Genomic DNA, 7,500 nt, shown 5'->3' on the forward strand with positions numbered 1-7,500 from the left:
GCCCTTCGTCTGGACCAAGAAAAAGGTCCGTCAACGCCGTTTCAAAGGCCGCCGTATCACTCAGCTCTGATTCCGGGGACTAGATTCGATAACCTGTTTTGTTGAGTAGCGTGATGGTCAAGGTTGCCAAGCCCCGAGCCATGGCTCGATCGCGTCCTCGGCGGGCTTGAACACCGGGATGTGGTAGTTCGAGCGCATTGATGTGACGCGCTCGCGGGTCCAGCGATTGCCGTTGCCGGTCTTGAGGCCGTTGCGATTGAGGAGGCCGGCAATCAGATCGTCGCTGGCGATCAGCACCAGTTGACGCACGGCCTGGACGATATCGGCAGAGGTGCTGTTGCGCTGTCCGCGCCGGCGCTTCGGCAAGCGCAACTCGCTGTGGGCGCCCCCCACCCAATGGACGATGAGAACGATCTCCGAGGCCGCGTCGTCGATATCGGCCACGACCTCATGGATGAGGGTGCGCACAATGCGCTTCTTGAGGCGAGCATCCGTCGTCGGCGCATCCCAGACCGTTTTGAGGTTCGAGGCCAGAACGCCGAGCGAGACTGGATCGGCAAGGGGTGCGGGCGTGGCCGCATCATGCATGGCGATCTTGGCCTCAACCTCCGCCGCGTGAGCGAGCGCCCTGTTCCAGCGCGCTTCCAGCTCACTGGCCACCAGCCGGTTCGCGGGATCAGCGGCATCGTATTGCCGGAAAGCCCTGTCGGCGGCATAGCGCGCCGCTTCGAGGTCGCGACTGAGAGCATCGCGTACCTGATCGCGCCGTTCCCTGGCTCCCTTGGCGGCAGCGGTTGCGGCGGCGACAGCGCCCGGACCGACGACTCCAAGCAGCGATTCTTCGATGGCGTCATCGACGCGCAGTCCGCCGAAGGCGATGCAGTGGGCCCAGCCATTATCCATCCAGGCACGGTTGCAGCTGTAGCGCGGGATATGGTTCTCCATGCCGGAGTACCGGAGTGTGAGCTTGCGACCGCAGCGCTTGCAGCGGATCAGACCGGCCAGCAACGCGTCACCATGGTTGGGCGCGCCGTGATGCCGACTGGTGGGAACATTGCTGCTGACCATGGTGCGAATCGCCTCGAACTTCTCCCAGCTCACATACCCTTCGTGAGTGTTGGGCTTCAGCGTCAGCCATTCGTTCCGCGCCTTGCGGCGGATCTTCAGGCTCACGCCAGCGGTGCTGTATCCCGCCGCCACAGCTGTCTTACCATAGGCATAGGCGCCGCCGTAGACCGGGTTCTCAATGATCCGGTGGATGGCAGAGTAGTTTGGTCGCCGCCAGGCCGTGTCGCCGTTGGTCTGCTTCACCGGCAGATCGAGATTGTACTCATGGAGCCAGCAGAGCGCCTGTCGCGCGCTGCCCAGTTCCTCGACCTTGTCGAACACCAGCTTGATCGCCTCCTGGACACGCCGATCCGGGTCTTTCTCATAACGGTCGCCGGCCTTCACGAAGCCGACGGGCGCTGTCACAACCAACTCGCCCCGGCGCGCCTTCTCGTAGCGGGCCGAGAGCGAGCGCTGGCGCAACAGATCCAGCTCGTACTCGTTGAGGCTGCCCTTGAGCCCGAGCAGCAGGCGGTCGTTGCCGTGCCTTGGCGCATAGATGGTCTCTTGATCGACCAGAACGGTATCGACCACGCGGCACATCTCGATGAGTTGCTGCCAATCCCGGCTGTTGCGGGCGAAGCGCGAGACCTCGCGGGCGCAAACCGCACCAACCCTGCCGAGGCAAACCTCCGCCACCATTCGCTCGAATCCGGCGCGTTGTATGCCGCCGGCGGCTGAACGACCATCTGACGACGGACAATCACGGACAAGCTCCGTTCGTACGGCGCTGCGAGGGCGAAGATGGGCTTTCACGTCGAACATCGCCAGCACAAAGCTCTCAACAATTGGGCCGAGAATTCTCATCAGCCGACGCGGCGGCGCGAGCGGATCATGGAGCGTTTCAAATCGTCCCGTCAGGCTCAACGGTTTCTGTCAGTTCACGATCAGGTCGCGAACCTTTTCCACATCCCCTATTCTGGAGCCGTCACTGCCGACTTCCGTCGTGCTTCGCGCGGGCGAGCCTTTGCGACTTGGCGCGAGATCTCCGCGACAAGCGCTATCGCCGAATCTCGAACCTTTGAGAAGCGCCTCCTTCGGCTCGCGGTCGATTAAGTTGACGATGCCCCGCTGCCTCCAGCAGCACGCCAGGCGCGATGGAATTGCACCCCACGGTGATCCGGGTTTTCCTGTGAATCGGGGAGAAGCGCCCTACGTCAGCTACTCGTCAGCCAGCCAGTCTATGCAGACTGGCTGCGCACTCTCGACTTTATCGGAGGTGGAATATGACAGGCATTGGCCGAGCTGGTAAATCGCACGTTGGGCCCGCAGGAGCCGACAGCGCATGGGGATCGAGTAGTTCGAGCCCGGAGCTCGGTCCCGCCCCCGGGGAGGGCGGGCAATCTTTCGACTCTGTCGTGGAGCGGATGCGCTCCGGGCCTCGAGATGGAACGGCTCCGCTCGTGAGCCTGCCACCAGCTTCGGCGGTGGCAGTCCAGATTTCCTCAAGTGGCGACGGAATCAAGGCAGCGAAGCAAAAAATGCGCAGCCTGCTTGCGGGGCTTGATGCTTCTAAAAATGCAGCCACACGAGCCCGGAACCCGAACCCGTCGGAGGCGCAAGAGCTGATCGATCAAGTCGTCAAGGCAGGCTCGGAAGTTCTGGGCTATTACGCGAGCCTCCCCCCGGACATGGCGCGGGGGCTTCTTTCCGACGGTCGGGCTCGCCGACTCCGCGAGGAAACTATCGCTGCGGGAAACGAATGCGACATCGTGGCCACCTGGATTATCGGCGACCTGGAGAAGAGCAGGAAGAAAGCAACAGCCTTGCTCAAGAATATGCGAGTTGCCAACGCTCAGCCTGACCAGCTGAGCCGAGCGGTATCCAGCGTGGCGAAGCACTACGAGGCCTGCATGGAGGGGTGGGGAAAGAAGGCATTGCGCATGGAACGGATGCAGTCCGTCTGCGCGGCCACCGCCAACTTGCCGAGCACCACGCCCGAGATGCGGCAGGCCGAAGAGGCCGCACTACGCCTGCAGACCGGCTGGGCACTTTATACGAAGTGCGTGTATCTGCAATCGCAGGTTGCTCTTGCTCAGCTTCTAATTGAGTCGCGGGCGAGCACGTTCGAACCAGCTGTAAGCGACGCCCTCATGGGTGAGGATGGGCGGGTGCGTCTGCTCGGGACCTTTATCGAGGATGTTTTTCCGGCATTTAACTCGGCGTCCGAAGCCGTTCTGAGCAGCAACGGAGCGGCACTCGACGCAGACCACTGCACCGTTCTGGAAGGAGTCATGGAGCGGCTTTCGGAATTTGCCTCAGGGGTGCACGGAATCGTTACCAGGCTAAGGGACGCCGGAACGGATGCCGACCTTCCATTAAAACTGTTGGGCCAGATCGCGGATGGTGCATGGGTCACCGCGGACGACGTCACGCGTCTTTTGGACGTGCAGCCAAAGACGCCCGCCGTGATTGAGCCGACGGCCCGGACTGCCGTAGTGGTTGAGGGGGGCGCGGCCCGCAGGGAGGGGAAGGGCAAGCGCGCACCGGCCGCAGGCGAGCGAAGTTCGGCGGCCGGGCCGCGCGAGCCGCAGCTCGCCACGCCCGACGCTGCCACGGCCCCGACAGTCAAGGTGATCGTACTCTCGGATCTGGGTACGAAGAAACTCGCGAGCGCGGAGGAGGCGGCACTCGCGAGGGCGTCATCGTCGGCGACCGGGCACCTGGAGATATTGCAGGCTCCGCCCTCCAGGAACGCACTGACCGGATTACTCAAGCGATTGGACGAACTTTTGCAGTTCGATCTGCCGGCTCAGCAAAGCGCGGTCTCGCAAGCGCGCCACGGGAAGCCCGAGGACGCCGATCACGCCGTGGATCTCGTCGTTAAGCGCCTGCAGACACAGGCCTCCGAGATTGAGGCCAGTGTAGCCGCGCTGGAGGAGCCTCGCCGACGTGTCCTACTCACGCCTGCGCAAGTGCCGGAAGTGCACGACAAAATAGCCCGGCTCAAGGCGATGTTGTCCGAGGTGCAGGGACAGGCAAACTCTTTCACGGCGCAAAAGGCGGTGATCACGATCGATTGCATGAAGACCTACGCGTTTCCGTCCCAGAAGTATCTTGAACAGTTGCGAGCGGCCGGGGAGTTGGCGGCTGTGAATTCACCGCGCGCCTTGAAGGATGATCCGGGGACACTGTTCGAGATCAAGCTGCAGCCCAAGGCCCTGCGCAATGGCGCGACGCCAAGCCCGATGTGGGTGCACATCCATACCAAGCGGCCGGTACATGCCAGGCAGTTGGCAACGCTGAGCGATGCCGGGTTCGCCGCTTGCCACGTGAAGTCAAATGACCAGCGCGGCTACAATCAGGACTGGCAGAGCGCTCGAGCTGCGACGGGGCGCGAGAACGTCGTGATCCACCGCGGCAAGCTCACGCCGGCGTTCTGTAGGTCCTTGTTGCGCACCGCAGCTGGCGGCCAGCCGTGGCATCCCCTTCCCGAGGCGGAGCACGCGTCGATGCAGTTCGCGCGCCTCGGGATGTAGTTACCTGGGTGTCCCGCGCCAGAGCGTCGCTGTGGTGACACGATCAAGTGGACCGTTTCTCACCGAGAGGAAATCCTCGATGAGCTCGAAGCCGGCGCGGGCTTCCTCGAACAGATCGACAACAGGGTCCGATTGAAATTCGATCGGGAGCGTCGTGACCCCAACTTCCTTTCGCTTGGCAGCTGAACCGTCAAATGCCGGCGATGTGTCGTCTCAAGTCCAGGCGCATGCGATCAGCGCTCCAGGCTCTTCATCTTCGAAAGTGAGTACACATGAAATTCGTCTCAATGAATCGGGGGGGGCAACAAACGGATAGCGTGGACGCGCAAGATGCCTCTCCAGCCGACTCGTCGGCAGAGGCGGCGGCCTTTCAGCGGCAGCTGAGCGAGGTCGCTGTCCTGTCCGCTCCCGTGCTCATGCAGGTCCGCGCCTATCAAGCGGATGCATCGCGATCTGAGGCGCGACCCATCGTGCGGGCGAGCGGGCAACCATATACGCCGGCTCCGCACGGTGAAGGCGGTGGAACGACGCTGAATGCGTCGGCGCTGCCGCTCGGCCATGCAAATTTGGTTTTCGCAGGAAGCGGCATGGATCCTGTTTATTCCGACGATGCGTCTCTTATTGAGGGGCTCGGGCCGGCACTCTTCAAGGCTGGGGCCTCCGAGCGCACCGTCAGGCGCAATGTACGTTGTCTTCTCGGATTGGGGCATTGGCTCGTAAAGAACGGAAAGCCGGGCATTGCTGCCCGGCTTTCCGAAGAGTCGCTGGTCGAGGATGCCCTGGAGTTCGGCAAGCAGGAGGGGCAGGCCATCGCTACGCCACTGGTTCATCTTCGAGCCTCCCAATCGCCGGGCGGCATCGCGCCGATTGCAAGCCGGGTTGAGCTGAATCCCTATTCCCAAGATGCGGATCTCATCAAAGGGTACAAGGAAGATGCAGCGTCAGGCACCGCCAACACCGTCAGGAAGTATGCAACTCTTCTTATCGATTTCAGTGATTACCTCCGTGAGAACGATAAGCCCGGCATTGCTGCTCGACTTGGCGACGGCTCGCTGGATAATGATGTCAGCCAGTATAAGGAGGCGGACCCCCGTGGCCGCAGAAAAGCCGGGGCCGCACTGGCTCATCTCCTGAGGTCGCCGGCGGGTGCTAGAGCGATCGAGCTCCGGCCTCATATTCGCCCCGTTCCTGATTTCGAAGGCGCGGTTCGCGCTGAGCCGAGCCGGACCCGGGCCGCGACTGCACAGCACAGCTCGAGCGGAGCTATCAGCTGGCCGGAGACTCTGCCTGCGAACCAGCAGGATCTGCTTTTGGAGACGATGGACGGACCCAGCTCCTCGCCGCCTATCGAGACAATTGCGCACCATCAACAAGCAGCGGATGCAGGAGGGTCTTTTCGTGACTTGAACTTGCCCCGCGCCGACCATGGGGTTTCACCGCCGCATGGCCTGGCATTGGATGCTGCAGGGTCCCTGAACTGGCGCCACCATGACGACGAACTGACGGATAAACGTCACAGGAACCCGCTCGGGCCAGGCGAGCAGGTTCTCGTCATCAATGAGCATGATATAGGGGAGTTGAGATCAGCGAAGAGGCAGAAGACGCTAAGCAATCCGCAGGGCGTCGCCGTTGAGCGGCAGCTGATGCAGACGCCATCCCATCAACTGGCGGCGTCCCCATCGCAGATGCAGGCTCCGATGCTGTCGCAAAACGAGCTGATCGGCGAGCCGCTCTCGGGGGAAGACGCGGAGCTCTTGGCGAGGTTTCGTGTAGACGCCAAGCGGCGCAAGCTCACCCCAGGCGCCATCAATAACAGTGTTTCCGGGCTTGGGAGATTTGTTCGCTGGGTCAACGCAGAGCATGGGGGGTCCGTAGCTTCTCGGCTACGAAAAGGTACACCGCTGGATGAGGAAATTGCGGCGTACCGGAGATTGGGCCGTGACCCCCAGCACCGCATTACATCGGCCCTGGATGTTCTCCGGCGGCTCTTGCGTGGGGGTGAAGAAGCCGAAGCTCCCGAACCCCGCGTCCTCGGTGCCCCACGTCGCCTGGTTCCTCATCCAGAAGATGCGCCCCTCATCGAGGGCGCGCTGAGCCAAGCTCTGAAACATGTTAAAACTGCGAAGGATAAGGGGTCTGCGCAAAAGCGGGCGACACGTCTTCGCGCGCTGAGTGCGTGGCTTAAAGGGAATCGCAAAGGGAGCATCATCGGGCGACTTAACGGCTCTAGCAAGGAGCAGTTAACGCTGGACAACGATGTGCTGGCGTTCCAACGGACCGGAGGCGCAAGATACCGTCCCGATTTGTCGCATCTTCGCAGCTACTTAAAACTCATCGAGGCGAACCGAGAGCTGGGGCTGCCAGGCCCTGAGCAGCCGAGCTCGCCGGCCGCGTGGGGCGATCGGCATCCCGGCTCGGCGCAGGATCTTCCCTCAACGCCGGCAAGCCCAAGCGCGGGAGCTTGGGTTTGGTTGGGTGAACAGCTGCACGAACCAGCATCACCATCCAGGCCCCCGTCACATGCTAAGGGCAGGCTTGAGCCATCTGTTGATCTGAATGCGCCGACGCCGTCCGAGTTGCGCGACGATGCTCATTTTGCGCCAGCGCATCCTGCCAGGGCCCGTTCAGACACCTACGCTGGTCTTGAGCCATTTGTTGATCTGAATGCGCCGACGCCGTCCGAGTTGCGCGACGATGCTCACTTTGCGCCGGCGCATCCTGCCAGGGCTCGTTCAGACACCTACGCTGGTCTTGAGCCATTTGTTGATCTGAATGCGCCGACGCCGTCCGAGTTGCGCGACGATGCTCACTTTGCGCCGGCGCATCCTGCCGGGGCTCGTTCAGACACCTACGCTGGTCTTGAGCCATTTGTTGATCTGAATGCGCCGACGCCGTCCGAGTTGCGCGACGATGC

General features: G+C 62.3%; 2 protein-coding genes and 2 pseudogenes. 3 read left to right on the top strand and 1 reads right to left on the bottom strand.

All coding sequences use genetic code 11. The features are described from left to right. Positions 1 to 117 precede the first annotated feature (117 nt). Positions 118 to 1,914 carry a recombinase family protein gene (locus IF809_RS37400; protein ID WP_011084515.1) on the bottom strand — a complete coding sequence of 599 codons (1,797 nt, stop codon included), beginning with the start codon at positions 1,912 to 1,914 and terminating at the stop codon, positions 118 to 120. On the opposite strand from IF809_RS37400, the pseudogene IF809_RS37405 reads away from it, so the two are divergent. The 3 genes and pseudogenes from IF809_RS37405 to IF809_RS37415 form a co-directional block, all read left to right on the top strand. Further along, positions 1,801 to 2,152, top strand: a pseudogene (locus IF809_RS37405) (DDE-type integrase/transposase/recombinase); the annotation flags it as partial. The gene IF809_RS37400 and the pseudogene IF809_RS37405 sit on opposite strands and share 114 nt — an antisense overlap. A gap of 181 nt (positions 2,153 to 2,333) precedes the next feature. Continuing rightward, entirely contained in the window at positions 2,334 to 4,586 is a 2,253-nt protein-coding gene (locus IF809_RS37410; RefSeq protein WP_028144443.1) for a hypothetical protein, read from the top strand. Between the two features lie 272 nt (positions 4,587 to 4,858). Further along, a pseudogene (locus tag IF809_RS37415) lies at positions 4,859 to 7,500 on the top strand (Ulp1 family isopeptidase); the annotation flags it as partial.

This window comes from Bradyrhizobium sp. UFLA06-24, from assembly GCF_054967145.1.